Origin of the sequence: Streptomyces sp. NBC_01276, assembly GCF_041435355.1 — a bacterium.
Taxonomy (GTDB): Bacteria; Actinomycetota; Actinomycetes; order Streptomycetales; family Streptomycetaceae; genus Streptomyces.
Genome location: NZ_CP108442.1, coordinates 1997928 through 2024752, shown reverse-complemented (window position 1 = coordinate 2024752; position 26825 = coordinate 1997928). Strand labels below are relative to the sequence as shown.

18 protein-coding genes and 1 riboswitch are annotated in these 26825 nt (G+C 72.9%); of the genes, 12 read left to right on the top strand and 6 right to left on the bottom strand.

From position 1 onward, the window contains the following. Positions 1-132: 132 nt before the first annotated feature. The 4 genes from OG295_RS08445 (at position 133) to OG295_RS08430 (ending at position 6407) form a co-directional block, all read left to right on the top strand. Positions 133-2301 (top strand): ATP-binding cassette domain-containing protein, encoded by a 2169-nt coding sequence (locus OG295_RS08445; RefSeq protein ID WP_371676331.1) that lies wholly within the window; start codon positions 133-135, stop codon positions 2299-2301. Positions 2302-2448: 147 nt separating this feature from the next. Then, a complete protein-coding gene (locus OG295_RS08440) occupies positions 2449-3390 on the top strand; it encodes a FadR/GntR family transcriptional regulator (protein WP_371676330.1) in 942 nt (313 codons plus the stop codon). 360 nt (positions 3391-3750) lie between these two features. Further along, entirely contained in the window at positions 3751-5322 is a 1572-nt protein-coding gene (locus OG295_RS08435; protein WP_371676329.1) for an RNA polymerase sigma factor, read from the top strand. A 230-nt stretch (positions 5323-5552) separates the two neighbouring features. Further along, positions 5553-6407 carry a trypsin-like serine protease gene (locus OG295_RS08430; protein WP_371676328.1) on the top strand — a complete coding sequence of 285 codons (855 nt, stop codon included), beginning with the start codon at positions 5553-5555 and terminating at the stop codon, positions 6405-6407. Between the two features lie 199 nt (positions 6408-6606). On the opposite strand, the gene OG295_RS08425 is transcribed toward OG295_RS08430, so the two are convergent. Beyond that, a complete protein-coding gene (locus OG295_RS08425; protein WP_030239625.1) occupies positions 6607-6843 on the bottom strand; it encodes a hypothetical protein in 237 nt (78 codons plus the stop codon). A gap of 447 nt (positions 6844-7290) precedes the next feature. Here OG295_RS08425 and OG295_RS08420 point away from each other — a divergent pair, with 447 nt between their 5' ends. From OG295_RS08420 to OG295_RS08410, 3 genes are all read left to right on the top strand, one after another. After that, complete coding sequence (locus OG295_RS08420; protein WP_371676327.1) at positions 7291-9411, top strand: type IIA DNA topoisomerase subunit B; 2121 nt, start codon at positions 7291-7293, stop codon at positions 9409-9411. Positions 9412-9553: 142 nt separating this feature from the next. Beyond that, positions 9554-10039 carry a DUF485 domain-containing protein gene (locus tag OG295_RS08415; RefSeq protein ID WP_371676326.1) on the top strand — a complete coding sequence of 162 codons (486 nt, stop codon included), beginning with the start codon at positions 9554-9556 and terminating at the stop codon, positions 10037-10039. After that, positions 10036-11628, top strand: a complete 1593-nt coding sequence (locus tag OG295_RS08410) for a cation acetate symporter (protein WP_371676325.1) — start codon at positions 10036-10038, stop codon at positions 11626-11628. Before OG295_RS08415 ends, OG295_RS08410 begins: the two co-directional genes overlap by 4 nt. A 4-nt stretch (positions 11629-11632) precedes the next feature. On the opposite strand, the gene OG295_RS08405 is transcribed toward OG295_RS08410, so the two are convergent. The 3 genes from OG295_RS08405 to OG295_RS08395 form a co-directional block, all read right to left on the bottom strand. Continuing rightward, positions 11633-12340, bottom strand: a complete 708-nt coding sequence (locus tag OG295_RS08405; RefSeq protein ID WP_371676324.1) for a response regulator — start codon at positions 12338-12340, stop codon at positions 11633-11635. Continuing rightward, the gene (locus OG295_RS08400; RefSeq protein WP_371676323.1) at positions 12337-13953 is read right to left on the bottom strand and encodes an ATP-binding protein; all 1617 of its coding nucleotides are present in this window, start codon (positions 13951-13953) and stop codon (positions 12337-12339) included. The genes OG295_RS08405 and OG295_RS08400 overlap by 4 nt, the downstream gene beginning before the upstream one ends. A 275-nt stretch (positions 13954-14228) precedes the next feature. Further along, positions 14229-15479, bottom strand: coding sequence for a citrate synthase (locus OG295_RS08395; RefSeq protein ID WP_371676322.1), 1251 nt, complete (start codon positions 15477-15479; stop codon positions 14229-14231). Between the two features lie 70 nt (positions 15480-15549). On the opposite strand from OG295_RS08395, the gene OG295_RS08390 reads away from it, so the two are divergent. The 3 genes from OG295_RS08390 (at position 15550) to OG295_RS08380 (ending at position 18702) form a co-directional block, all read left to right on the top strand. Then, positions 15550-16701, top strand: a complete 1152-nt coding sequence (locus OG295_RS08390; protein WP_371676321.1) for a citrate synthase/methylcitrate synthase — start codon at positions 15550-15552, stop codon at positions 16699-16701. A 14-nt stretch (positions 16702-16715) separates the two neighbouring features. After that, positions 16716-17858 carry a GTP-binding protein gene (locus tag OG295_RS08385; RefSeq protein ID WP_371676320.1) on the top strand — a complete coding sequence of 381 codons (1143 nt, stop codon included), beginning with the start codon at positions 16716-16718 and terminating at the stop codon, positions 17856-17858. 67 nt (positions 17859-17925) lie between these two features. After that, complete coding sequence (locus tag OG295_RS08380) at positions 17926-18702, top strand: hypothetical protein (RefSeq protein WP_371676319.1); 777 nt, start codon at positions 17926-17928, stop codon at positions 18700-18702. Between the two features lie 25 nt (positions 18703-18727). Here the strand turns inward: OG295_RS08380 and OG295_RS08375 are convergent, their stop codons facing one another. Then, the gene (locus OG295_RS08375) at positions 18728-20896 is read right to left on the bottom strand and encodes a restriction endonuclease (RefSeq protein ID WP_371676318.1); all 2169 of its coding nucleotides are present in this window, start codon (positions 20894-20896) and stop codon (positions 18728-18730) included. Positions 20897-20998: 102 nt separating this feature from the next. Beyond that, positions 20999-23455, bottom strand: a complete 2457-nt coding sequence (locus OG295_RS08370; RefSeq protein WP_371676317.1) for a DNA topoisomerase (ATP-hydrolyzing) subunit A — start codon at positions 23453-23455, stop codon at positions 20999-21001. Between the two features lie 239 nt (positions 23456-23694). On the opposite strand from OG295_RS08370, the gene OG295_RS08365 reads away from it, so the two are divergent. Then, on the top strand, positions 23695-25038 hold the full coding sequence (locus tag OG295_RS08365; RefSeq protein WP_371681135.1) for a M16 family metallopeptidase: 1344 nt from the start codon (positions 23695-23697) through the stop codon (positions 25036-25038). A 20-nt stretch (positions 25039-25058) separates the two neighbouring features. Then, positions 25059-26426, top strand: coding sequence for a M16 family metallopeptidase (locus OG295_RS08360; RefSeq protein WP_371681134.1), 1368 nt, complete (start codon positions 25059-25061; stop codon positions 26424-26426). Between the two features lie 228 nt (positions 26427-26654). Then, a riboswitch (cyclic di-AMP (ydaO/yuaA leader) is annotated at positions 26655-26813 on the top strand. The last annotated feature ends 12 nt before the right edge of the window (positions 26814-26825 follow it).

Sequence of the window (26825 nt, the reverse complement as noted above, 5' to 3'; positions counted from 1 at the left end):
CGCCGGGGTGGTCCCGGGCGGCAATCACGGCACCGGCACGGACCGGTTGCATAGAAAATCGGACATATCGCGTTATCTTGCTTGCGGTACTCACCCTGCCGCAGAGCGGTCTCACCCCCCGCGAGAGAAGCGATGCTCCAGGCCATCGGACTCACCAGCACACCCCGTCGAGAACTCCCGCCCGTCGTGAACGACCTCACCTTCGAGGCCCGCCCGGGGTGCGTGACCGCCCTGCTCGGCGAGCCGGGTTCGGGCAAGACCACCGCGCTGCGGCTCATGCTCGAACTCGAACCGGGCCGGGGCGTCACCTACTTCCGCGGCCGCCCGCTGCACCGGATCCCGCATCCGGGCCGCGAGGTCGGCGTGCTCCTCGGAGACGTTCCGGGGCACCCGTCGAGGACGGTCCGCAACCAACTGCGGATGCTCAGCGCCGCCGTCGGGGTCCCCGCGTCCCGGGCGGACGCCCTGATGGAGATCGTCGGCATCGGCGGCCTGCGCGACCAGAGGCTCGGGTCGCTCTCGGCCGGCATGGAGCGTCGCGTCGCCCTCGCCGCAGCGCTGCTCGCCGACCCCTGCACCCTGCTCCTCGATGAACCCGCCGCCGGCCTGCATTCCCGTGAGCGGGCCTGGCTCCACGGGCTGCTGCGCGGTCACGCCTCCCTGGGCGGGGCGGTGCTCTTCACCACCGACGACGCGAAGGAGGCGGCCCGGCACGCCGACCGGGTCGTGTCCATCGCCTCGGGCCGCCTCGTCGCGGACCAGGACGCCGCGGACTTCGCCCGCACCCGGCTGCGACCGCGGGTCGCGGTGCGGACCCCGCACGCCGCCCGGCTCGCCGACGTACTGGGTCGTGAGGCCCGCTCCGCCCACAGGGTGGTGGAGATCGTCGAGGAGAGCGGCAGCCGACTGTCGGTGTACGGCAGCAACTGCGCCGAGATCGGCGAGGCGGCGTTCAGGCACGGAGTGCTCGTCCACCAACTCGCGGACGAGACCGGGGACGCGGGTGCGCCCGTCCCGCCGGTACCGCAGGCCCGGACCCGCGGCGGAAGCGCGGCCCGGGTGGACGTCCGCGCGGAGGTTCGGGCAGAGGTTCGGGCTGACGTTCGGGCAGAGGCGCAGGGCCGACAGGTGCCGGGCTCCGTGGCGGGCCTCGTGGCCGGAGCAGAGGCCTCGGTCCGCGGGGGCCCCCGCCCGGACCCCCGCTCCGCGCTCCTCACCGGGCCGGCGTCCGGCGACCCCGGTGCGGGATCCGGCCCCGACGCCGTACCCGGTGTGAGCCCCGTCCGCGCCGCGCCCCCTGCCCGGGAGGCGGAACCCGTCCAGGGCCCGTCCCCGGAACCGGTCCGGCCCGCGGGGCAGGGCCCGGCCGCGGCTCCGGTCCCGGACCGGCTCCCCGCCGCTGTCGTCCATGCCTCGGCGGCCGGGGACCCCGACGTGTCCGACCACCCCGGCCCGGGCGGGGGCGGTGGGCCGAGTCATGGCCGTTCCGGGCGGGGCTCCTCCGGGCTGCGGCGGGTACGGCGGGTGGGCGGCCCGCTGTGGCCGCTGCGCTACGAGCTCCGCCGGGTGTTCGGCACGGCCGCCCCACTGCTGACCGCCGCCCTCGTCGTCACCGCCTCCGTGCTCACCTCCCTGGTACTGGCGCGCGCGGGCCACACCCCGCAGAGCCGACTGCTCGCCGCCTGGCCGGAGCTCTTCCCGCTGCCGCCCGCCGCGCTCGGGGCCGGGCTGCTCGGCTCCCTGGCCTTCGGTGAGGAGTACCGCTACCCCGCCCTCGCCGCCGACCGGGGCACCGTGCCCCGGCGGCTGGGGCTGCTCACCGCCAAACTCGCCGTCTGCGCCGTCCTCGCCCTGGCCCTCGGCACGCTCACGGTCGCCGCCGACACCGCGGCGCTCCGGCTCGTCTTCGGCGGCGCCGGGCCGCTGAGCCCGCCGGCGGAATGGGTCTCCCCCGCGGCGAGTTGGGCCGGGCTGCTCGTCGGCTGCGCCTGGGCCGGGGTCCTCGCCTCGGGGGTGTTCCGCGCCGCGTCCGTGGGCTTCGCTGCGGTGCTCGCCGTACCGGTGGCCGTCGTACCGCTGGTGCGCAAGGTCCTCGACGGGCCGTCCGCGTACCCGGTGACCGGCATCGCCTCCCGCCTGCGCGGCCTGACCTGGTCGGCGTGGCCTCCGGAGGTGGACCGGATCGTGCTGGGGACCCTTCGTGTGATGGTCCAACCCGTCGGCACCGCACTGGTGTTGTCGCTGATGGTCCTGTTGTGCGCCTATGCGTTCACAGGACTGCGCGGGCGGGTCCGTTGGTGATCGTTCCGGTGCGGGAGGCGACTTCGCCGGGACCATAGAAGTCCAGATCGGGCCGGATCACCCGAAGCGGATCGCAACTCCCCGCAAAAGGCCCGGTTCTTTACGATAAGTCGTCAATTGCGTAGGTGGCACCGATCACCCTTTCGTGTGCTTTTCACCAAAGACCTCAAGGGTGATGAAGGCGAGGCCGACAAAGGATTCGTGAGTACCCTTGCGCACACCATGATGACCGCCGCCCGCCATGCCGACTCCGGCCTCGCCGGCTCGGGCGAACTCGACCGCTACCCCTACCCGGAGGCCTCCGGGTCCGACCGGGTCGGACCGCCCCACTGGGACGGGGGCGACGTCGAGCTGAGCCGCGTCGGCCGCCGGGCGGCAGGCAGCCGCGGGCGCGGTCTGCACGGCCAACTCGTCCAGCAGCTAGGCCAGATGATCGTCTCGGGCGACCTCGGCGCGGACCGCCCCCTGGTCCCCGAGGAGATCGGCCAGCGCTTCGAGGTCTCCCGCACGGTCGTCCGCGAATCCCTGCGGGTCCTGGAGGCCAAGGGCCTCGTCAGCGCCCGCCCCAACGTGGGCACCCGCGTCCGGCCCGTCGCCGACTGGAACCTGCTCGACCCCGACATCATCGAGTGGCGCGCCTTCGGACCCCAGCGCGACGACCAGCGCCGCGAGCTCAACGAGCTCCGCTGGACCATCGAACCGCTGGCCGCCCGCCTCGCGGCCGGCCACGGCCGCCCGGACGTCCAGCAGCGCCTCGCCGACATGGTCGAGATCATGGGGCACGCCCTCGGGCAGGGCGACGCGATCACCCTCGCGCGCGCCGACAACGAGTTCCACGCACTGCTGATCCAGGTCGCAGGCAACCGCATGCTGGAGCACCTGTCGGGCATCGTCTCCGCCGCCCTCCAGGTCTCCGGGAGCCCCGTCACCGCCTGCGACCGGCCCAGCGAGACCTGCGTCGCGCACCACGCGCGGATGGTCGAGGCGCTCGCGGCCGGTGACGCGACGGGGGCCGAGAACGCCATGCGTCAGCTCCTGACGGTGCATCCGGAGGTCGAGCGCGTGGTCCCCGCCCCGCGCGAGCACTGACGCGCCGACGCGCGGGGGCGCGGGGGTGCACACCGGTCGCCGGGCCCGTTCCGGGTCCGGCGACTCCGGCGTGCGGGGGCCTTCCCGGGGCCTCCGGACGCGTGCGTACGGCCACGGGACGGGCACGGACGGGAACCGGATGTGATTCGGGCCACGAAGATTGGGCGTAACGCTCCGCGACGTCACGCGATGACGTAAGAGGTGATGGCCGACGGAGGGAAGACAGCAGCCCTTGGGGGTGCTGTGCAGCTCCCCGGCCCCTGCCCGCGCCCCCGGCCCATCCCCAGTCGGTGGTCGTCGGCTCCGGTCCAGCACCAGGCCGGGGTCGGAAGCCGTTCCCATCGTTCCGAGAGGTTGTTCGTGTCGGCCAGCACATCCCGTACGCTCCCGCCGGAGATCGCCGATTCCGAGTCTGTGATGGCGCTCATCGAGCGGGGCAAGGCCGAGGGGCAGATCGCCGGCGATGACGTGCGTCGGGCCTTCGAGGCTGACCAGATTCCTGCGACCCAGTGGAAGAATGTCCTGCGCAGCCTCAACCAGATCCTTGAGGAAGAGGGTGTGACACTGATGGTCAGTGCCGCGGAGTCGCCCAAGCGCACCCCCCGCAAGAGCGTCGCGGCGAAGAGCCCCGCCAAGCGGACGGCGACCAAGACCGTCGTGGCGAAGACGGCGGCCCCTCCGGCCGCGGCCGGCATCGTCGCGGACACCGGAACGGCGGAGCCGGACACGACCGACGCCCTGGCCGAAGAGCCCGTGGCCGAACCGGTCGCGAAGAAGACCGCCGCCCGGAAGACGGCCGCGAAGAAGGCCGCTCCCGCGAAGAAGGCCGCGGCGAAGAAGACGGCAGCGAAGAAGACCGCCGCCAAGAAGGACGCGGACGAGGACGGCGAGGAGACCGCGGACGAGGGCCCCGACGCCCCGAAGGCCGAGGCCGAGGAGGAAGAGGAGGGCGGGGAGAACAAGGGCTTCGTCATCTCGGACGACGAGGACGACGCCCCCGCCCAGCAGGTCGTCGTGGCCGGCGCCACCGCCGACCCCGTCAAGGACTACCTCAAGCAGATCGGCAAGGTCCCCCTCCTCAACGCCGAGCAGGAGGTCGAGCTCGCCAAGCGCATCGAGGCGGGCCTGTTCGCCGAGGACAAGCTGGCCAACTCCGACAAGCTGGCCCCCAAGCTCAAGCGCGAGCTGGAGATCATCGCCGAGGACGGCCGCCGCGCCAAGAACCACCTGCTGGAGGCCAACCTCCGCCTCGTGGTCTCCCTCGCCAAGCGCTACACCGGCCGCGGCATGCTCTTCCTGGACCTGATCCAGGAGGGCAACCTGGGTCTGATCCGCGCCGTGGAGAAGTTCGACTACACCAAGGGCTACAAGTTCTCCACGTACGCGACCTGGTGGATCCGGCAGGCGATCACCCGCGCCATGGCCGACCAGGCCCGCACCATCCGCATCCCCGTGCACATGGTCGAAGTGATCAACAAGCTCGCCCGCGTGCAGCGCCAGATGCTCCAGGACCTCGGCCGCGAGCCCACCCCGGAGGAGCTGGCCAAGGAACTCGACATGACCCCCGAGAAGGTCATCGAGGTCCAGAAGTACGGCCGCGAGCCGATCTCCCTGCACACCCCGCTCGGCGAGGACGGCGACAGCGAGTTCGGTGACCTCATCGAGGACTCCGAGGCCGTCGTCCCGGCCGACGCCGTCAGCTTCACGCTCCTGCAGGAGCAGCTGCACTCGGTCCTCGACACGCTGAGCGAGCGCGAGGCCGGCGTGGTCTCGATGCGGTTCGGCCTGACCGACGGCCAGCCCAAGACCCTCGACGAGATCGGCAAGGTCTACGGGGTCACTCGCGAGCGCATCCGCCAGATCGAGTCCAAGACCATGTCGAAGCTGCGCCACCCGTCCCGGTCCCAGGTCCTGCGCGACTACCTGGACTGACCGGAACGGCCGAAGGCCCCGACACGACCGGTCCGGGCCCGGTACGGGTACGCCCCCGGGCCGGCCGGACCGGACGGTCGAGCGGATCCGGAGCGGATCCGGAGCGGCCCCGCACCGGATCTCCACCGGCCGGGGGCGCGGGGGCCCACGACGGTGGCCGCGCGGGTGCGCCCGGCCACCGGGCGACCCACTCTGGGTGGAGTCATGCACACTCAGAGTCAGGAGGCCTCATGCGTCGTCCCTTTGCCCGTGCTCTGGCGGGCGCGCTGACCCTGGTGGCGGGAGCGGCCGTGCTGCCGCTGGCCCAGGCCCCCGGGGTGGCCGCGGACAGCGTGGTCATAGGCGGGAAGCCGGTGAACGTGGCCGACAGCCCGTGGGTCGTGGCCCTCGCCAGCCGTGACCGGTTCGGGGGTACCCGGGACGGGCAGTTCTGCGGGGGCGTCGTCGTCGCCCCGACCACGGTGGTGACCGCGGCCCACTGCCTGGGCCGGCAGGTGCTGGGCGGGACGGTCGAATCCGTCGCCGACTTCCGCGTGATCACCGGACGTACGGAGCTGCGCGCCGACGAGGGCCGCGAGATCGCGGTGCGCGCCGCCCGGGTGAACCCGGCCTACGACCCCGGGAGCAACGCCGGGGACCTGGCCGTGCTGGAACTCGCCGAGGCCGTTCCGGCGCAGTACGTGCTCCCCATGGCCGAGGACGGCCACCCGGCGTACGCCGTGGGCACCGAGGCGGCCGTGTACGGCTGGGGCGACACGAGCGGCTTCGGGGACTACGCGTACGGGCTGCGGGCGGCGCAGGTCACCGTGCTGGCCGACGACGTCTGCCGACGGGCGTACCCGGGGGACTCGGACGGCCAGTACCGGGCGGAGTCCATGGTGTGCGCCGGGGACCGGGACGGCGGCAAGGACGCCTGCCAGGGGGACAGCGGGGGTCCGCTGGTGGCCGGGGGGCGGCTGATCGGGCTGGTGTCGTGGGGGCGCGGCTGCGGGCGCGCCGACAGTCCGGGCGTGTACACCCGGATCGCCCCGTTGGTCGGATTCGTGAGCGGCGCCGAGAGGGCCGCGCGGCCCGACGGGGTATAAGGAGGCCCCGCGGGGTGTCGGGAGGGGCTCCAGGAGGCCTGTGCGGCCCTGCACGGGGGTGTGGGGGCGTACGGGCCGGCCGTACGCCCGGGGAAGTGCCTCGGATATGAGGACGGGCGGCGTCCCTGGGTCTCAGAGATGCCGCCCGTCGACCGGCCTGGCCGGTCCTGGCTCGTCGGATGCGAGGTTAGGCCTTGTGTCAGCGGTCCTCGGTGTCGGCAGCATTAGCGGCCGGAGCGGACGTGAGCCGCTCGGTCTCATCCTGTATTTCCGCGGCGATCTTCTTGAGTTCCGGCTCGAACTTACGCCCGTGGTGGGCGCAGAAGAGCAGTTCACCACCGCTCAGGAGGACGACGCGCAGATATGCCTGGGCGCCGCAACGGTCGCATCGGTCAGCGGCCGTCAGCGGGGTCGCGGGTGTCAGAACAGTAGTCACGTCGCCTCTTCTCTAGCTCGACGAGCTGTCGTACCAGGGTCAACATCCAACCAGGCCGAAAACGTTCCCGCTCGCGGCTTTTCCTCGAAACTTCCTTCCGAAGCTGGCCGGCTGCTGCCGGTTGGCGGCGAAGGAGCCGTATTGCGTTGCTTTACGGTTTCGCGTTGTCAGTCGTTCGCTTGTAGCAGTTCCCGTCCTCCCCGGCGTGAGTGCCGGTTGTGCATGAGGACGTGCCCGAACCCTAAATGGTTCATGCCTGGAAGGGAACGTGATGTTTGCTTCACCCTCACGGGGGATCGAACATCCGTGCGGATCTGCACTAGGCTGAGGAAGTGACGAGGGTGGCGTTGCATCGGCTCTACCAGGCCTCGGTACCCTCTGACCGGCAGCCGAGCCACCCCTGCGCCCGACCGGGCCAGAAAAGAAATTCAGCGAGGAGCGAACTGCGTGACCGCCGACACGTCCGTGCCTTCCAGCGCGCTGCTGTCCGGAGCAGACCGGGACGGTTCCAACTACACCGCGCGGCACCTGCTCGTCCTCGAAGGCCTTGAGGCCGTTCGCAAGCGCCCCGGCATGTATATCGGCTCCACCGACAGCCGAGGCCTGATGCACTGCCTCTGGGAGATCATCGACAATTCCGTCGACGAGGCCCTGGGCGGCTACTGCGACCACATCGAGGTGATCCTCCACGAGGACGCCTCGGTCGAGGTCCGCGACAACGGCCGCGGCATCCCGGTGGACGTCGAGCCCAAGACCGGCCTGTCCGGGGTCGAGGTCGTCATGACCAAGCTGCACGCGGGCGGAAAGTTCGGCGGCGGCTCGTACGCCGCCTCCGGCGGTCTGCACGGCGTCGGCGCCTCCGTGGTCAACGCCCTCTCGGCCCGCCTGGACGTCGAGGTCGACCGGGGCAGCTCCACCCACGCCGTCAGCTTCCGCCGCGGCGTCCCCGGGTTCTTCACCGAGCAGGGCCCCGACAGCCCCTTCGACCCGGCCGGCGGCCTGCGCAAGGTCAAGCGGATCCCCAAGGGCCGCACCGGCACCCGGATCCGCTACTGGGCGGACCGGCAGATCTTCCTCAAGGACGCCCGCCTCGGCCTGGAGACGCTGTACCAGCGCGCCCGCCAGACGGCCTTCCTCGTTCCCGGCCTGACCATCGTGGTCCGCGACGAGCGGGGCATCGACGGCGCCGGCAAGACCGAGGAGACGTTCCGCTTCGACGGGGGCATCAGCGAGTTCTGCGAGTACCTCGCGCAGGACAAGGCCGTCTGCGACGTGCTGCGCCTGACCGGCACGGGCACCTTCAAGGAGACCGTCCCGGTCCTCGACGACCGCGGCCACATGACCCCCACCGAGGTCACCCGCGAGCTGGGCGTGGACATCGCCCTGCGCTGGGGCACGGGGTACGAGACCAACCTCAAGTCCTTCGTGAACATCATCGCCACTCCCAAGGGCGGTACGCACGTCTCCGGCTTCGAGCGCTCGGTCGCCAAGACCGTCAACGAGGTCCTGCGCTCGGCGAAGCTGCTGCGCGTCGCCGAGGACGACGTGGTCAAGGACGACGCGATGGAGGGCCTGACGGCCGTCGTCACCGTCCGCCTCGCCGAGCCGCAGTTCGAGGGCCAGACCAAGGAGGTCCTCGGTACCTCCGCCGCGACGCGCATCGTCGCCGCCGTCGTCGCCAAGGAGCTCAAGGCCTTCCTGACCTCCACCAAGCGCGACGACAAGCAGCAGGCCCGTGCCGTGATGGAGAAGATCGTCGCGGCCGCGCGGACCCGTATCGCGGCCCGCCAGCACAAGGAGGCGCAGCGCCGCAAGACCGCGCTGGAGTCCTCCTCGCTGCCGGCCAAGCTGGCCGACTGCCGCAGCGACGACGTGGACCGCAGCGAGCTCTTCATCGTCGAGGGGGACTCGGCCCTCGGTACGGCCAAGCTCGCCCGGAACTCCGAGTTCCAGGCCCTGCTGCCGATTCGGGGCAAGATCCTCAACGTCCAGAAGTCCTCGGTCTCGGACATGCTCAAGAACGCCGAGTGCGGAGCGATCATCCAGGTCATAGGGGCAGGCTCGGGTCGTACCTTCGACCTCGACGCCGCCCGCTACGGCAAGATCGTCCTGCTCGTCGACGCCGATGTGGACGGCGCGCACATCCGCTGCCTGCTGCTGACGCTCTTCCAGCGGTACATGCGGCCCATGGTCGAGGCGGGCCGGGTCTTCGCGGCCGTCCCGCCGCTGCACCGCATCGAGCTGGTCCAGCCCAAGCGGGGCCAGGACAAGTACGTGTACACGTACTCGGACAACGAGCTGCGCCAGACGCTGCTGGAGTACCAGCGCAAGAACGTCCGGTACAAGGACGCCATCCAGCGCTACAAGGGCCTCGGCGAGATGGACGCGGACCAGCTGGCGGAGACCACCATGGATCCCCGCTTCCGCACCCTGCGCCGGATCAACATCGGAGACCTGGACTCCGCCGAGCAGGTCTTCGACCTGCTCATGGGCAACGAGGTCGCCCCGCGCAAGGAGTTCATCACCAGCTCCGCGGCGACTCTCGACCGCTCGCGCATCGACGCCTGACCCGGACGCGGCTCCGGCACGCCGGCGCTCTTCCCTCCATCACCTGAAGGAGTGAAGAGCGCCGGACATCAGTCCTGAAAACGACCATCGAGCACATCCTTGTGGGCACGCGGCCAATGCGGCGGCGGACAAGGAGAGTTCGGTGGACAAGCACGACGGTCGCGATGCCGGAACGATCCGGCTGGACGACCCCTGGTACGACGCCCTGGCCGTGGGCTGGGGCGAGGGCGGGGAAACGGTCCCGCCCCGCCCGGACGCCGGGGGCCGGACCGCGTCCGGCGCATCCGAGATCTACCTCGAAGTGCAGCGGAGCGCCGCCTTCCAGGAGGTCCGCGGCCGCTACCGCAGGTTCGTCGTCCCCGCGACCGCCGGGTTCTTCCTCTGGTACGTGGCCTACGTGGTCGCCGCCACCACGGTGCCCGCTCTGATGGCCCGGCCCGTCTTCGGCCCGGTGAACGTGGCCCTGCTCGCGGGGCTCGGGCAGTTCCTGAGCACCTTCCTGCTGACCTGGGCCTACGCCCGCCACGCCCGCCTCAGGCGGGACCGGGCCGCACTCGACCTGCGCTGGACGGTCTTCGAGCAGGAGCGCGACCAGGAGCGGACCGCGGCCCGGGGGGAGGACCGGTGAACAGCGAGCACCAGACCCTCGCGCTGATCCTGTTCAGCGTCTTCATCGCCGTCACCCTCGGCATCACCACCTGGGTCAGCCGCAGCCGGCACGGTTCGGCCGAGGAGTTCTACGCGGGCGGGCGACTCTTCTCCCCCATGGAGAACGGTTTCGCCATCGCCGGCGACTACATGTCCGCCGCCTCCTTCCTCGGGATCTCCGGCCTGATCGCCCTGTTCGGGTACGACGGCCTGCTGTACTCCGTCGGCTTCCTCGTGGCCTGGCTCCTGGTCCTCTTCCTGGTCGCCGAGCTGGTACGCAACTGCGGCCGCTTCACCCTCGCGGACGTGGTCGCCGCCCGGATGAGCGAGCGGCCCGTACGGATCGCCGCCGGGATCTCCTCCGTCGTGGTCTCGGTGCTCTACCTGGTCGCGCAGATGGTCGGGGCGGGCAGCCTGGTGGGCCTGCTGCTCGGCAGCTCGGGCGCCGCGGCGCGGACGCTCACCGTGATCGGCGTGGGCGCCCTGATGGTGGTCTACGTCTCCTTCGGCGGGATGCGGGCCACCACCTGGATCCAGATCGTGAAGGCCGTCCTCCTGATGGGCGGGGCGATCACCCTGACCGTGCTGGTCCTGCTGCGCTTCCACGGGAACTTCGGCCAGCTGCTCACCAGCGCCGCCGATCGCAGCGGGTACGGCGCCCGCTTCCTGGGCCCCGGCCTCCGGTACGGGGGCGACTGGACCGCCCGCGTCGACTTCATGAGCCTCGGGCTCGCCCTGGTCCTGGGCACCGCGGGGCTGCCGCACATCCTGTCCCGCTTCTACACCGTGCCCACGGCGCGGGCGGCCCGCCGGTCCGTCGTCTGGGCGATCGGGCTGATCGGCGGCTTCTACCTGATGACCATCGTGCTGGGCTTCGGGGCCGCGGCGCTGCTCGGGCCGGATCAGGTGCGGGCCTCCAACGCCTCGGGGAACACGGCCGTACCGCTGCTGGCGGCCTTCCTCGGCGGGGGCGCGGAGTCCACCGGGGGCGCGGTGCTGTTCGCGTTCGTGGCCGCCATCGCCTTCGCGACCATCCTCGCCGTGGTCGCCGGGATCACCCTCGCCTCGTCCGCCTCCGTCGCGCACGACCTCTACGCCTCCCTCAAACGGCGGCACGCCCGGCAGCGCAGCGAGGTCGCCGTGGCGCGCGTCGCGGCCGTGGGGATCGGGGCGGTGGCGATCGGCCTCGGGCTGGTCGCCCAGGACCTGAACGTCGCCTTCCTGGTGGGGCTGGCCTTCGCGGTGGCGGCCTCGGCGAACCTGCCGGTGCTGCTGTACTCGCTGTTCTGGCGGGGGTTCACCACGCGGGGTGCGGTCTGGTCGGTGTACGGGGGGCTGGTCCCGGCGGTGCTGCTGGTCGTCCTGTCGCCCGTGGTCTCGGGGAGCCCCGAATCGCTCTTCCCCGGTGTCGACTTCCAGTACTTCCCGCTGCAGAACCCGGGGATCGTCTCCATCCCGCTCGGGTTCCTCGCGGGCTGGCTGGGGACGGTCACCTCGGGCGAGGAGCCGGACGAGCGCAGGCACGCGGAGACGGAGGTGCGCTCCCTGACGGGGGCCGGCGCGGTGTGAGTCCTCAGGGGCCCGCCGAGGGGACCCACGCGTAGCGGTGTTCCGGGCGGCCGGTCTCGCCGTAGCGCAGGGCCAGGGTGACGCGGCCGGCCCGGTCCAGGAGCTTCAGGTAGCGCTGGGCGGTCTGCCGGCTGATGCCGGCGCGGTCGGCGACCTGCTGGGTGGACAGGGGGCCTTCGGCGGTGCGCAGGACCTGGCGCACCAGCTCGGCGGTGGTGGGGGAGTGGCCCTTGGGGAGCTCGTTCGGGGTGCCCGCCGCGGCCAGGGCGCCGAAGATCCGGTCCACCTCGGCCTGCTCGGCCTCGCCACCGCCGGAGAGGGAGCGGCGCAGGGCGGCGTAGGCCTCCAGCCTGGCGCGCAGTCCGGTGAAGGTGAACGGCTTGACCAGGTACTGGAGGGCACCGAGCCGCATGGCCGCCTGGACGGTGGCCAGGTCCCGGGCGGCCGTGACCATGATCACGTCGGTGTGGTGGCCCAGCTGGCGCATGCGGCGCACGAGGTCGAGGCCGTTCTCGTCCGGCAGGTAGTGGTCGAGGAGGACCAGGTCCACGGGCCTGGTGGTGAGGAACTCCAGCGCCTCGGCCGCCGAGTGGGCCCGGCCGGCCACGCGGAACCCGGGAACCTTGGCCACGTACGCCTCGTTGATCCGGGCGACACGCATGTCGTCGTCGACGACCAGTACGGCCAGCTCACCGCTCGGGGTCCCGTTCACCGCAGGGCCTCCGGGAGCACGACGGAGAACTCCGCCCCTCCGTCCGAGGCTGCCCCGGCCCGCGCGCTGCCGCCCTGCCGCTCCGCGAGGCGGCGTACGAGGGCGAGTCCGAGGCCGCGTTCGCGGTGGGCCTCGGGCTGCTTGGTCGACCAGCCCTCGGTGAAGATCTCCTCGTGGCGCCCGGCGGGGACGCCCGGGCCGCTGTCGCGCACCCGCAGCACGGCGGTGCGGCCCTCGGCGTGGAGGTCGACCTCCACCATGGGTGCGGCCGAGCCCGCCGTCGCGTCCAGGGCGTTGTCCACCAGGTTGCCGAGGATCGTGACGAGGCCTCCCGGGTCCACCAGGCGGTCGGGGAGGAAGGCGGTCGGAGCGAGCCGCAGGGGGACGCCCCGTTCCGCGGCGACGGTGGCCTTGCCGACCAGCAGGGCGGCCAGCAGCGGGTCGTGGACCTTCTCGGTGACCTGCTCGGCGGTGCTGCGGTGCACTCCCGCGACCTCGTTCACGAAGGCGACGGCCTCCTCGTGCAGTCCCAGTTCGAGCAGGCCGAGGAGGGTGTGGAGGCGGTTGGCGTGCTCGTGGTCCTGGGCGCGCAGGGCGTCGATCAGGCCCTTCGTGGAGTCCAGCTCGCGGCTCAGGTGCTCCACCTCGGTACGGTCGCGCAGGGTGGCGACGGCGCCGCCGTCGTCGGTCGGCATCCGGTTGGCGACCAGGACCCGCGGGCCCTGGACGGTGAGCAGGTCGCGTCCGGTGACGCGGCCGGCGAGGACGTCGCTGGTGCGGCCCGGACCGAGGACCTCGTCGAGCGGGCGCCCGGCGAGGGTGCGGGCGGTGTCGGGGGAGAGCCCCAGCAGCCGGGCGGCCTCGTCGTTGACGAGCCGTACGCGGTCGTCGCCGTCGAGGGCGATCACGCCCTCGCGGATGGAGTGCAGCATGGCCTCGCGTTCCGCGAGGAGACCGGCGATGTCGGAGAACGCGAGGTCGCGGGTCTGCCGCTGGATCCGGCGGGACAGCAGGTAGGCGGCGAGCGCTCCGGCGGCCAGGGCTCCGCCGGCGTAGGCGAGCAGTCCGGGGATGGCGCCGAGGAGCCGCTCGCGCACGCTGTCGTAGGGGATGCCGACGGAGACGGCGCCGACGATCGCGCCGTCGGCGGCGACCAGGGGGACCTTTCCGCGGGCCGAGCGGCCGAGGGTGCCCTCGTCGATCTCCATGACGTCGTGTCCCGCCAGGGCGTCGCCGGGGTCGGTGGAGACGGGCAGCCCGATGCGGTCGGGGCTGGGGTGGGAGCGGCGGATGCCCTTCAGGTCCACGACGACCACGTACTCGGCTCCGGTGGCGCTGCGGATCCGCTCCGCCGCGGCCTGTACGGGCGTGTCCGGGAACGGCCCCGACCTCAGGAGGTCGGAGGCCAGGGCCGGGTCCGCCGCCGCGCTCTGGGCGATGGCCAGCGCGCGGCGCATGGCCTGGTCGTCCAGCTGGACGCTGAGCGGGGCGAGGAAGAGCCCGGTGGCCAGCACGAGGACCCCGGCGGCGATGGCCAGCTGGGTGAGCAGGATCTGCGAGACGGCCCGTCGGGGCAGCCCGAGGCGTGGGGCACTCGTGGGGAGGAACCGCATGACCAGTAACCGTAGGTCGGCGACGGCGTAAGCGGAATGCCTGGGTTCTCCCGGTGCGGGTGGCGGCGGGTAGGGGGCCGTCCGGCGCGGCCCGCTCCCACGGTTCGCTGCGGCCGAAGTGGGTGTCGCGCGGCTCCTGGACGTCGAGGAGGTACTGCGGTGGCGCCTTCCCGTGGACGATGCGCTCCAGGTGGCCCCGCCCCGCTCGTCCCGTCCGCCCGTCCGCCCGTCCGCCCGTCCGCCCGTCCCGTCAGTGGCCGGGGCGGCCAGACCCGTCACGGCAGTGGCCGGGGCGGCCGCGGGCCGTCGTAGTGGCCGCTCGGCCGCATGCGCAGGGGGCGCTCCTGGTACTCCTCCAGCGCGTGTGCGATCCAGCCCGCCGTCCGGGCCACCGCGAACACCGTTTCCCCGGCCTCGGCGGGCATGGCGCAGGACACCGTCAGCACCGCGAGGGCCAGGTCCACGTTCGGGTGCAGTCCGTGCCGGGCCATCACGGTGGCCACGTCCCGGGCCGCGCCCAGCGCCGGACCGGCCTGGGGGAGCCCCTCCAGCCGGCCGAACAGGGCCCGCGCCCGCGGATCCTCCCCGCGGTACAGGCGGTGGCCGAGGCCGGGGACCCGCCGCCCGGCGCGCAGGTACTCCGCCACCACCGGCGCGGCGCCGCCCCGTTCCAGGACCTCCGTCACCATCCGGTGCGCCAGCCGCCCGGCCGCCCCGTGCAGGGGGCCCTCCAGTGCGCCCAGCCCGGCCGAGACCACCGCGTAGGGATGGGCCCGCGCCGAGGCGGCCACCCGCACCGCGAGGGTGGAGGCGGCCAGGTCGTGGTCGACCAGCAGCGCCAGCGCCAGGTCCAGCACGTCCAGGGCCGCCGGGTCGGGATCCACGGCCGTCAGCCGGGACCACAGTTCCCAGGCGAGCCGTCCGTCCCCGACGCGGGCCGGGGCGGCCTGCGGCAGGGCGCCGACCAGCGTCGGCACGAGGCAGCGCGCCGAACCCAGTACGGCCTCCTCGGACAGGTCGAAGCGGAGCGGGTCCGCCACCGCCGCCGCGGTGACGGCGACCCGCAGCCGGTCCAGGGGGCCGCTGTGCTCCGGCAGGGCGGCCACCGCCCGGCGGGCCGCGGCGAGCGCCTCCGGGGGAGCGGCGAACCGGGCCCCGTGCGGCAGGCTCCCCGTCCACAGCCACTCGGCGACCTCCTCGTAGGCGTACCGCGAGGCCAGTTCGACGGCGTCCACGCCCCGGAAGAAGTACCGGTCGGCCTCGATGAGTGTGAGCGAGGTGCGGACGGAGAGCTCCCCGGGCGGGCCCGCCGCCTCACGGCGGCTGCGCCGGGCCAGTGCCTCCACCTCGCGCGCGTCGAAGCTGCTGCCCCGGCCGACCGGGTCGCGGCGGCTGCTGAGCTGGCCGCGGCTGACGTAGGCGTACACGGTGGCCGGTTTCACGCCCAGGAGGCGGGCGGCCTCCTGGGTCGTGAGCCGCCGGGTTCCCTCGGCGGCGGGAGGGCCGTCGGCTGCGTGATCAGACATGACACTCAGCCTACATACATTGATTTAATCAATATTGACAAGGATTGAGTCAAGGATGGATGGTCGATTCATGAACACCACCGTCGAAGTACCCCGCGGTCTCGCGGGAGTCGTGGTCACCGAGACCCAGCTCGGTGACGTCCGGGGCCTGGAAGGCTTCTACCACTACCGCCAGTACTCGGCCGTCGAGCTCGCCGAGAGCCGCACCTTCGAGGACGTCTGGCACCTGATGTTCCGCGGTGCGCTGCCCGCCGACCGTGCCGGGCGGGACGCCTTCGCCGCCGAGATCGCGCCACTGCGCCACCTGCCCGCCGACGTGCGGGACGCCCTGCCCGCCCTCGCCCGCGCCACCGCCGCCTCCGGGCCGCTCGCCGGGCTGCGCACCGCCCTCTCGCTGCTCGGCGCCACCGCCGGCTTCCGCCCGGTCTACGACCTCACCCCCGAGGCCCGCGCCGCCGACGCGCTCGCCGCCTGCGCCGCCGTGCCGACGCTGCTCACGGCTCTGCACCGGCTGGGCCGCGGCCTGGAGCCCGTGGAGCCGCGCGACGACCTCCCGTACGCCGCCAATCACCTCTGGATGCTGACCGGCGAGGAGCCCGACCCGGTCCGGGCCCGCGCCGTCGAGCGGTACCTCGTCTCGACGGTCGACCACGGCTTCAACGCCTCCACCTTCACCGCCCGCGTGATCGCCTCCACCGGCGCGGACGTCGCGGCCTGTCTGACCGGTGCGATCGGCGCGCTCTCCGGACCGCTCCACGGGGGCGCGCCCAGCCGGGCCCTGGACACCCTCGACGCCATCGGCACGGTGGAGCGGATCGGGCCGTGGATCCGGGAGCGGGTGCTCGCCGGGGACCGGATCATGGGCTTCGGGCACCCCGTCTACCGCACCGAGGACCCGCGCTCCCGGATGCTGCGGGGCATCGCGCGGGACTTCGGCGGGCCGCTCGTGGACTTCGCCGTGGAGGTCGAGCGGCAGGTGGAGGAGATCCTCGCCGAACTCAAGCCGGGCCGCGAGCTGCACACCAACGTCGAATTCTACGCGGGCGTGGTCATGGAGCTGTGCGGGCTGCCGCGCGAGATGTTCACCCCCACCTTCTGCGCGGCCCGGGTGGTCGGCTGGAGTGCGAACATCCTCGAACAGGCCGCCGACCCGAAGATCATCCGGCCGGCCGCGCGCTACGCCGGCCCGACCCCGCCCCGGCCGGTCCCCCCGCTGGGCTGACTACGATCGTCCGGGTGAACAGCAGGCAGCCCGCTCCCCCCGCCCGGACCGTTCCGGTCGTCGTCCTCTCCGGATTCCTCGGTTCCGGCAAGACCACGGTGCTCAACCACTTGCTCGCCCACCGTGCGGGGACCCGGATCGGGGTCGTCGTCAACGACTTCGGGTCGATCGAGATCGACGCGATGTCCGTGGCCGGGCAGGTCGGCGACTCGATGGTCTCGCTCGGCGGCGGCTGCCTGTGCTGCGCGGTCGACGGCAGCGAACTGGACGCGTACCTGGAGAAGCTCGCCGCACCCGTCCACCGGATCGACGTGATCGTCATCGAGGCCAGCGGACTCGCCGAGCCGCAGGAGATGGTCCGGATGCTCGTGGCCAACGAGAATCCGGCCGTCCGCTACGGCGGCCTGGTGCAGGTCGTCGACGCGGCCGAGTTCGACGCGACCCGGGCCGCGCACCCCGAGACCGACCGCCACCTGGCCGTCGCCGACCTCGTGGTGCTGAACAAGACCGACCGCGTGGACGCCGCCGAACGGGCCCGCGTCGAGCGGGAACTCGCCGCGCTCTGCGCCCCGGGCATCCCCGTGGTCGCTGCCGAACACGGGCGGATCGACCCGGAGCTGCTCTTCGACCGCCGGCCCTGGTCGCGGACCCGGGGGCAGCTGTCCTTCGAGGACCTGCTCACGGAGGCCGCGGAACACGAGCACACCGACGGGCAGGACCACCACGGCCACCTGCACGCGGCCTACGAGGCGGTCGAGTTCACCTCGCACGAGGCGCTCTCCCCGCGCCGCCTCATCGACTTCCTCGACCGCCGCCCGTCCGGCCTCTACCGGATCAAGGGCTTCGTCTGGTTCGGCGTCCCCGGCCACCAGGAGCGTTACGAGGTCCACTCGGTCGGCCGCTTCCTGCGCTTCGCCCCCGGCCCCTGGGGGCGGGGGGAGCCGCGCCGGACGCAGCTCGTCCTGATCGGCTCCGCCCTCGACGGCCCCGGGCTGCTGCACGAGCTGGCCGACTGCGAGGAGGAGGACCCGCGGAACACTCCGCCGGAGAGCATGTGGGGCGTGCTGCGGTACGTGGACCGGGCCGCGGACGCGACGGACGCGGACGCGACGGCCGGGGACGCCGGACCGGAAGGGGACGCCGCAACCGGCGAGTGAGCCGGACCCGGCGGCCGGGACGGTCGGCGCCCTTACGCCCGCCGGGTGTTGCTGGGACGCTGGACGGATGGTCGCGGACGGGGAAGACCGGCGGCTCGCGGGCCGGGCGGGGACATGGACCGGGATCTGGGCGGGCGCGTGGACGGTGGCCCTCACCGGCGTCTTCACCGGGCTGGCACGGCTGTTCATGCTGTGGGACCTGCACACCAGGGCCGACTCCGGGCTCTCCCGCGTCCAGGGACCGGCCTGGATGTACCTCGCGCTGGCCGTGATCGTCGGCTTCGGCCTCCTCGCGGCCTCCCCGGGGCTGAGCCCGCGCGGGGTCCGGACGGCCGGGGTCGCCGCCGGGGTGCTCTACGTCGGGACGGTCACGCTGGCGTACGGCTGGTCGGCGCGGGCCGCCGACGGGATCCTGCGGGACCGGGGAGTGGCGTACCCCGCCGTGGTCACCGCCACCTGGACCCGCGGGAACCCCGACACGGGGGAGGTGTACCTGGCGGACGTGCGGCTGGAGGACGGCCGGACCCTCACCCTCGCCGCGTCGCCGAGCTTCTTCCGCGGGGCCGAGTGGGCCCGGGAGCACCCGGTGGGCACCGCGTCGGAGGTGACCGTGGACCCCGAGGGCGTGGCCCAGCCGCGGTTCGGTCCGCCGCCGACGGGCGCCGCCGTGGGCTGGCCGGCCGCCGGGGCCGGGGCGCTGGCCGCGGCCTCCCTGGCGGCGGCCCTCCCCCTGGGCGCCCGTACCGCGGCCCGCCGCGCCCGGCGGGCCGGGGGACCCGGGTCCCGGGACGCGGTCCCCCACGGCCGTGGCCACCGCGACGGGCCGCGCCCCGGAGGGGCCTGACGGACGCACGGGGCGACGGCTCCGGTCACGCCACCTCGACCCCGTACTCCCGCAACAGGTCCTCCAGACCGCCGCGGTAGCCCTTGCCGCCGATCACGAACTTCCAGTCGCCGTTCGGGCGGCGCCGGAAGGAGCCCAGGACCAGGGCCGTCTCGCCCGCCCTGCCGTCCGAGACCTCCAGCTGGTCGATCTCCCCTCCGGCCGCGTCCAGCAGCCGGATCCGGGCGTCGGTGAACCCCGCCAGGTCCGCGTCCGGATCGGCCTCCGGGTCGATCGCGGCGACCAGCACCAGGCGGTCGGCGCGCTGCGGCAGGGCGTCGAAGCCGACCTCGACGGCGGCCTTGTCGGGCGCCGTGTGCGGACGGGAACGCACCGAACCGTCCGGGGTCTGCGGGTTGTTGAAGAACACGAAGTGGTCCTCGCTCAGCACCCGGCCGCCCTCGCAGACCAGCGCGCACACGTCCAGCGCGACCCGGCCCGACCAGTACATCCCCAGCACGTTGCGGTCGGCCGCGACGGGCGGCGGTTCCAGGGGCAGGGCCGGGACGGTGTCGGCGGCCGGATCCGACCTCCGCGCAGCCGCCCCCGCGGCCGGCCGGGTCGCCCGCTGGGCCGGTACGGCGGCCTCCCCGGTGCTCCCGCCCAGTCGCCCCCGCAGTCCGTACCGGTGCAGCAGCTCGACCAGTTCGGCCCCGGGAACCAACTCCAGCGGCTTGCCGTTGGCAAAGGTGTACGACCCGGGCCCGAAGGACGCGGTGGTGACCAGCACCCCCTTGTTCGCCCCTTTGTCCTGGACCGTGCCGTACAGATCACGCACGGCCGTCGGCGGCACCGTGTTCCGGTAGCGCTTGACCTGCACCACGATCCGCCCGCCCCGGATCGGGGCCGGGTCCAGCGCCTCGACGTCCACACCGCCGTCGCCCGACCGCTGCGTGGTCACCGCCTCCATGCCCATCGCCCGGAACAGCTCCGCCACCAGGTTCTCGAAGGCGATCGGGTCCATCACGAAGAGGTCGGGCTCCTCCTCGCCGTCCGCGTGCCCGCCGTGGCTGACGACCCCGCCGGCGCCGCCGACCTCGCCCGGCCTGCGGCCCGCCCGTACGGCCGTCAGCTGGTCCGGCCGCGCCGACAACTGCCCGCGCAGGCCGTCCGTCAGACAGTCCACGGCGCTCACCTGCTCCAGCCGCAGCCCGGAGAAGGCGGAGTGCGGGACCTGCACGGTCGTCAGGACGAGCTGTGCCTCCCGGCCGGTCACCGGATCGTGGTCGTCCACGAACCCGTTGACGGCCACCGACTCCAGCGCCCCGAACTCGTCCGCCGCGTACACCTCGCGCAGCACCAGCAACACGCACTGGGCCAGCAGGTCCCGGTAGAGCGCCCGGCGCTGGGTCGCCGGCCGGGCGGTCTCCTTGTCCTGGTCCGTGCCCGCCACGTACCGCACGGACTTCGTCTCCGGCACGGCCTCGTACCGGGGCAGCTCCCAGTCCAGCACGAGCTGCCGCGCCGCCGGGTCGTACGCCGCCGAGACCTGGCGGGGCAGCTCCTCGGGCCAGGCCGTGGAGGCGTACAGCGCCGCCGAGAAGTACTCCACCGCCGCCTCGGGATCTCCCGCGCGCAGCGCGTCGGCCAGTTCGGTGAGACCGCCGTTGTGGCGGCGGATCCCGGCGAGCTGCTCCGCCGCCCACCGGTCGTACTGCTGCCGGTACGCGGCCAGCTGCCGCAGCCGCTCCTGCTCCGCTGCGTGCGCGGCCTGCCATGCCTGCGTGTACCGGTCGTGGGCCTCCCGCTCGGCCTGGGCGCGACGTCCCGAGCCGAGGGTCCAGCCGCTGCTCTGCTGCTGGAACTGGTGGAGCTGGGGCATCGGCACCGGGTGGGCGAGGGTGCCGGGGGCGAAGGCTTCGAGCCGCTCGTCGCGGATCAGGGAGGCCATCCGGAAGGCCGGTGCCCGGCAGCCGGTGGCCAGCAGCCCCTGCAGGGCGGCGACCTCGGCTTCGAGCTGCTCGGTGCGCCGCCGGGCCTCGGCCTCCCGGTGCTGTCTGTAGGCGGCCTGCTGCTCCCGCCGGTCCCGGGCGACGTCCCGCTCGTAGGCCCGCTGCCGGCGCTCGGCCTCACGCTGCTGGATCAACTGCGTCCGCTGCTGCTGCCGCTGGGCCTCCGCCCAGACCCCGATCAATCCGCTCGACCGACGACTCATCAGCTCTGTTCTCCCCCCACCCGCGTGTACGGGGAAAACACTAGTCGGGTCGCAGGGCGGGCGGTCCGGGATCCGCACGGACCGCCCGCCCCGCACCTTCCGCTACAGCGCGCCGCCCGCCAGTGCCTGGACGTCGGCCGGCAGCGCGGCGCCCGAGCCGTCGCGACGCGGGTCCACCGCCGGCAGCGCGGCCGGAGTGCCGTTCGCCGAGGCGGCGCGGACCGGGGCGTTGCCCGCCCAGGCCAGCACCAGCAGGTCCTCGCCCTTCAGGAACCGCTGGCAGCGCACACCACCCGTGGCGCGCCCCTTGCGCGGGTACTGGTCGAACGGGGTGAGCTTGCCGGAGCGCACCGAGTCGTCCAGGGTGCCGTGCGAGCCCGCCACGCTGAACACCACGGCGTCCCGCGCCGGGTCCACCGCCGAGAAGTGGATCACCTTGGCGTTCTCGGAGAGCTTGATGCCCGCCATACCGCCCGCCGGGCGGCCCTGCGGGCGCACCTGACCCGCCGGGTAGCGCAGCAGCTGGGCGTCGTCGGTGATGAAGACCAGGTCCTCCTCGCCGGTGCGCAGTTCGACCGCGCCGACGATCCGGTCGCCGTCCTTGAGGGTGATGACCTCCAGCTCGTCCTTGTTGGCCGGGTAGTCCGGCACGACCCGCTTGACCACGCCCTGCTCGGTGCCCAGGGCCAGGCCCTGCGAGGACTCGTCCAGCGAGGTCAGGCAGATCACCGTCTCGTCGGCCTCCAGCCCGGAGACGAACTCCGCGACCGGGGCGCCGCCCGCCAGGTTCGGCGCGGCGTGGGTGTCCGGGAGCTGCGGCAGGTCGATCACCGACAGCCGCAGCAGGCGCCCGTAGGAGGTCACCACGCCCACGTCGGCCCGCGCGGTGGCGGCCACCTGCGAGACGATCAGGTCGTGCTTGGCGCGGGAGCCGCCCTCCTCCTCGGGCAGCGGGTCGGCGTTGGCGGTACGGGCCAGCAGACCGGTGGACGACAGCAGCACCCGGCAGGGGTCGTCGGCGACCTCCAGCGGGACCGCGGCGACCGCAGTGCCCGCCGACTCCAGCAGCACGGTGCGGCGCTCGGTTCCGAACTTCTTCGCGACGGCGGCGAGTTCGCTGGAGACCAGCTTGCGCAGCTCGCTGTCCGAGTCGAGGATCCCGGTCAGTTCGTCGATCTCGCCCGTCAGCCGGTCGCGCTCGGACTCCAGCTCGATCCGGTCGAAGCGGGTGAGGCGGCGCAGCGGGGTGTCGAGGATGTACTGGGTCTGGATCTCGCTCAGGGAGAAGCGCTCCATCAGGCGCTCCTTGGCCTGCGCGGAGTTGTCGCTGTCCCGGATGATCCGGATGACCTCGTCGATGTCGACCAGGGCCACCAGCAGGCCCTCGACCAGGTGCAGGCGGTCGCGCCGCTTGCCGCGGCGGAACTCGCTGCGGCGCCGCACGACCTCGAAGCGGTGGTCGAGGTAGACCTCCAGCAGCTCCTTGAGGCCCAGCGTCAGCGGCTGACCGTCGACCAGGGCGACGTTGTTGATGCCGAAGGACTCCTCCATCGGCGTCAGCTTGTACAGCTGCTCCAGTACGGCCTCCGGGTGGAAGCCGTTCTTGATCTCGATGACCAGGCGCAGGCCGTGCGAGCGGTCGGTGAGGTCCTTGACGTCGGCGATGCCCTGGAGCTTCTTCGAGCCGACCAGGTCCTTGATCTTCGCGATGACCTTCTCGGGGCCGACCGTGAAGGGCAGTTCGGTGACGACCAGGCCCTTGCGGCGCGGGGTCACGTCCTCCACGGCCACGGTGGCGCGGATCTTGAACGTGCCGCGACCGTTCTCGTAGGCGTCCTTGATCCCGGACAGACCCACGATCCGTCCGCCCGTGGGCAGGTCGGGGCCCGGAACGAAGCGCATCAGCGCCTCCAGGTCGGCCTCCGGGTAGCGGATCAGGTGGCGGGCGGCCGCGATGACCTCGCCCAGGTTGTGCGGGGCCATGTTGGTGGCCATGCCGACGGCGATCCCGGAGGCGCCGTTGACCAGCAGGTTCGGGTAGGCGGCGGGGAGGGCGACGGGCTCGCGCTCCTGGCCGTCGTAGTTGGCGGTGAAGTCGACGGTGTCCTCGTCGATCGACTCCGTCATCAGCGACGTCGCGTCGGCCATCTTGCACTCGGTGTAACGCATCGCGGCCGGCGGGTCGTCGTTGCCGAGCGAGCCGAAGTTGCCGTGGCCGTCGACCAGCGGCAGCCGCATCGAGAAGGGCTGGGCCATGCGCACGAGGGCGTCGTAGATCGAGGCGTCACCGTGCGGGTGCAGCTTGCCCATGACCTCGCCGACGACACGGGCGCACTTCACGTACCCGCGGTCGGGGCGCAGGCCCATCTCGTTCATCTGGTAGACGATGCGCCGGTGCACCGGCTTCATGCCGTCCCGGGCGTCGGGCAGGGCCCGGGAGTAGATCACGGAGTACGCGTACTCAAGGAAGGAGCCCTGCATCTCATCGACGACGTCGATGTCGAGGATCTTCTCCTCGAAGTCCTCCGGCGGCGGGGTCTTCGTGCTGCGGCGGGCCATCGCTGCGCGGCTCCTTAACCAAGGTTCGGGGTGTACGGGTGCCGGACGGGTCCGTCCGGGCGGGTGTCGACGCGGACCATTGTGGCCCGAGGCACCGACAACGCCGACTCCGACCCCGGGGACACCCCGGACGGAGTCCGGGGGCGGGACCCGGGAACTTCTCCGGTGGCCGACGCGCTTGCATACAGTGGCAGGTCTGACAGAAATCTCTGCATCGCGATCGAAGGGACCACATGCCCATGGGTCACACGGCCACAGCTCAGGCCGGCTCCGGCGGCCTGACAGCGACCGAGCACCGGCTGGCCAACGGCCTGCGCGTGGTGCTGTCCGAGGACCACCTCACCCCGGTCGCCGCCGTCTGCCTCTGGTACGACGTCGGCTCGCGCCACGAAGTCAAGGGCCGGACCGGTCTGGCTCACCTCTTCGAGCACCTGATGTTCCAGGGCTCGGCGAGCGTGGCGGGCAACGGGCACTTCGAGCTGGTCCAGGGCGCCGGCGGCTCCCTGAACGGCACCACCAGCTTCGAGCGCACCAACTACTTCGAGACGATGCCGGCCCACCAGCTGGAGCTCGCCCTGTGGCTGGAGGCGGACCGCATGGGTTCGCTGCTGGCCGCCCTGGACGAGGAGTCCATGGAGAACCAGCGCGACGTCGTCAAGAACGAACGCCGCCAGCGCTACGACAACGTGCCGTACGGCACCGCCTTCGAGAAGCTGACCGCCCTCGCCTACCCCGAGGGCCACCCGTACCACCACACCCCGATCGGCTCGATGGCCGACCTGGACGCCGCGTCCCTGGAGGACGCGCGCAACTTCTTCCGTACGTACTACGCGCCCAACAACGCCGTCCTGTCGGTCGTGGGCGACATCGACCCCGAGACGACGCTCGCGTGGGTCGAGAAGTACTTCGGCACCATCCCGGCGCACGACGGCAAGCAGCCGCCGCGCGACGGCTCGCTCCCCGAGGTCATGGGCGGGCAGCTCCGTGAGGAGATCGTCGAGGAGGTCCCGGCCCGCGCGCTGATGGCCGCCTACCGGCTGCCGCACGACGGCACCCGTGAGTGCGACGCCGCCGACGTGGCGCTGACCGTACTGGGCGGCGGCGAGTCCTCCCGCCTGCACAACCGCCTGGTCCGCCGTGACCAGAGCGCCGTGGCGGCCGGTTTCGGCCTGCTGCGCCTGGCCGGCGCGCCCTCACTGGGCTGGCTCGACGTCAAGACCTCCAGCGGCGTCGAGGTGCCCGCCATCGAGGCGGCCGTCGACGAGGAGCTCGCGCGGTTCGCCGCGGAGGGCCCCACGGCCGAGGAGATGGAGCGTGCCCAGGCACAGCTGGAGCGGGAGTGGCTGGACCGGCTGAGCACGGTGGCCGGCCGGGCCGACGAACTGTGCCGCTTCGCGGTGCTGTTCGGCGACCCGCAGCTGGCGCTGACCGCCGTCCGGCGGGTCCTGGACATCACCGCCGAGGAGGTGCAGGCCGTGGCCGCGGCCCGGCTGCGCCCCGACAACCGCGCGGTGCTGGTCTACGAGCCGCTGCCCGGTTCCGACGAGTCCGACGAGAACGAGAACGAGGGGGCGGAGCAGTGAGCGACACCGCAGCCGTCACGATGACCTTCCACCCGCGCCCGCAGGCCGGCGAGGCCAAGCCCTGGGCCTTCCCGGCCCCCGTGCGCGGCACCCTCGCCAACGGCCTGACCCTGCTGCGCTGCCACCGCCCGGGCCAGCAGGTCGTCGCGGTCGAGGTCAACCTCGCCGCCCCGCTGGACGCCGAGCCCCAGGGCCTCGACGGGGTGGCCACCATCATGGCCCGCGCCCTGTCGGAGGGCACCGACAAGCACACCGCGGAGGAGTTCGCCGCCGAGCTGGAGCGCTGCGGCGCCACGCTCGACGCGCACGCCGACCACCCCGGCCTGCGGGTCTCGCTGGAGGTGCCCGCCTCCCGCCTGCACAAGGCCCTCGGCCTGCTCGCCGAGGCGCTGCGCGCGCCCGCCTTCGCCGACAACGAGGTCGACCGCCTGGTGCGCAACCGGCTCGACGAGATCCCGCACGAGCTGGCCAACCCGCAGCGCCGTGCCGCCAAGCAGCTCTCCAAGGAGCTCTTTCCGGCCACGCTGCGCATGTCCCGCCCCCGCCAGGGCACCGAGGAGACCGTCGCGCGGATCGACTCCGCGGCCGTACGCGCCTTCTACGAGGCCCACGTGCGCCCCGCCACCGCCACCGCGGTGGTCGTCGGCGACCTGACCGGCATCGATCTGGACGCCGTGCTGGCCGACACCCTGGGCACCTGGACGGGGAACTCCGCCGAACCGCTGCCGGTTCCGCCCGTGACGGCCGACGACACCGGCCGCGTGGTCATCGTGGACCGGCCCGGAGCGGTCCAGACGCAGCTGCTGATCGGCCGGATCGGTCCCGACCGGCACGACATCGTCTGGGCGCCCCAGGTGCTCGGCACGTACTGCCTCGGCGGCACCCTCACCTCCCGCCTGGACAAGGTGCTGCGCGAGGAGAAGGGCTACACCTACGGGGTGCGCGCCTTCGGCCAGGTGCTGCGCTCCACCGCCGACGGCAAGGGCGCCTCGATGCTCGCCATCAGCGGGTCCGTGGACACCCCCAACACCGGCCCGGCGCTGGAGGACCTCTGGAAGGTGCTGCGCACGCTCGCCGCGGAGGGCCTGACCGACGCCGAACGCGACGTGGCCGTGCAGAACCTGGTGGGCGTGGCCCCGCTGAAGTTCGAGACGGCGGCGTCCGTCGCGGGCACCCTCGCCGACCAGGTGGAGCAGGAGCTGCCGGACGACTACCAGGCGCGGTTGTACGCCCGGCTGGCCGAAACCGGTACGGCGGAGGCCACTTCGGCGGTCGTGAGCGCCTTCCCGGTGGACCGGCTCGTCACGGTCCTGGTGGGTGACGCCGCGCAGATCGAGGAGCCCGTGCGGGCGCTCGGCATCGGCGAGGTCACCGTCGTCACCAACTGACGTCCGTGGCGTCGGTGTTCGGGCTTCGGGGCCGCTCCGGCACCGGGGTGTGACAGGGGTCCCGGCGGTGTCACCGCCGGGACCCCTTTTTGTCCGCTTTCAGCCATGGTTGCGGTTATGCGGTGTGGCGTACGCAACAAAAGCGCTCGTCTGTTTGGCGATCGACTGATGATCCGCCTAGCGTCGCCCTTGCTGTCCGTCAGTTGTGCGCGCCGCACTCGCGGCACCGGACAGCGATCGCCGAGTCCCCGTCAGGCGCGAGCCTGGGGAGCCGGGGACCCACATGTGTCCCTGGGGTGAATCGGGCCACCTCGCAAGAGGGGCCCGTAGGAGACCTTCCTGCTCCGAACCCGTCAGCTAACCCGGTAGGCGAGAGGGAAGGAAAGGACCAGCCCCTTC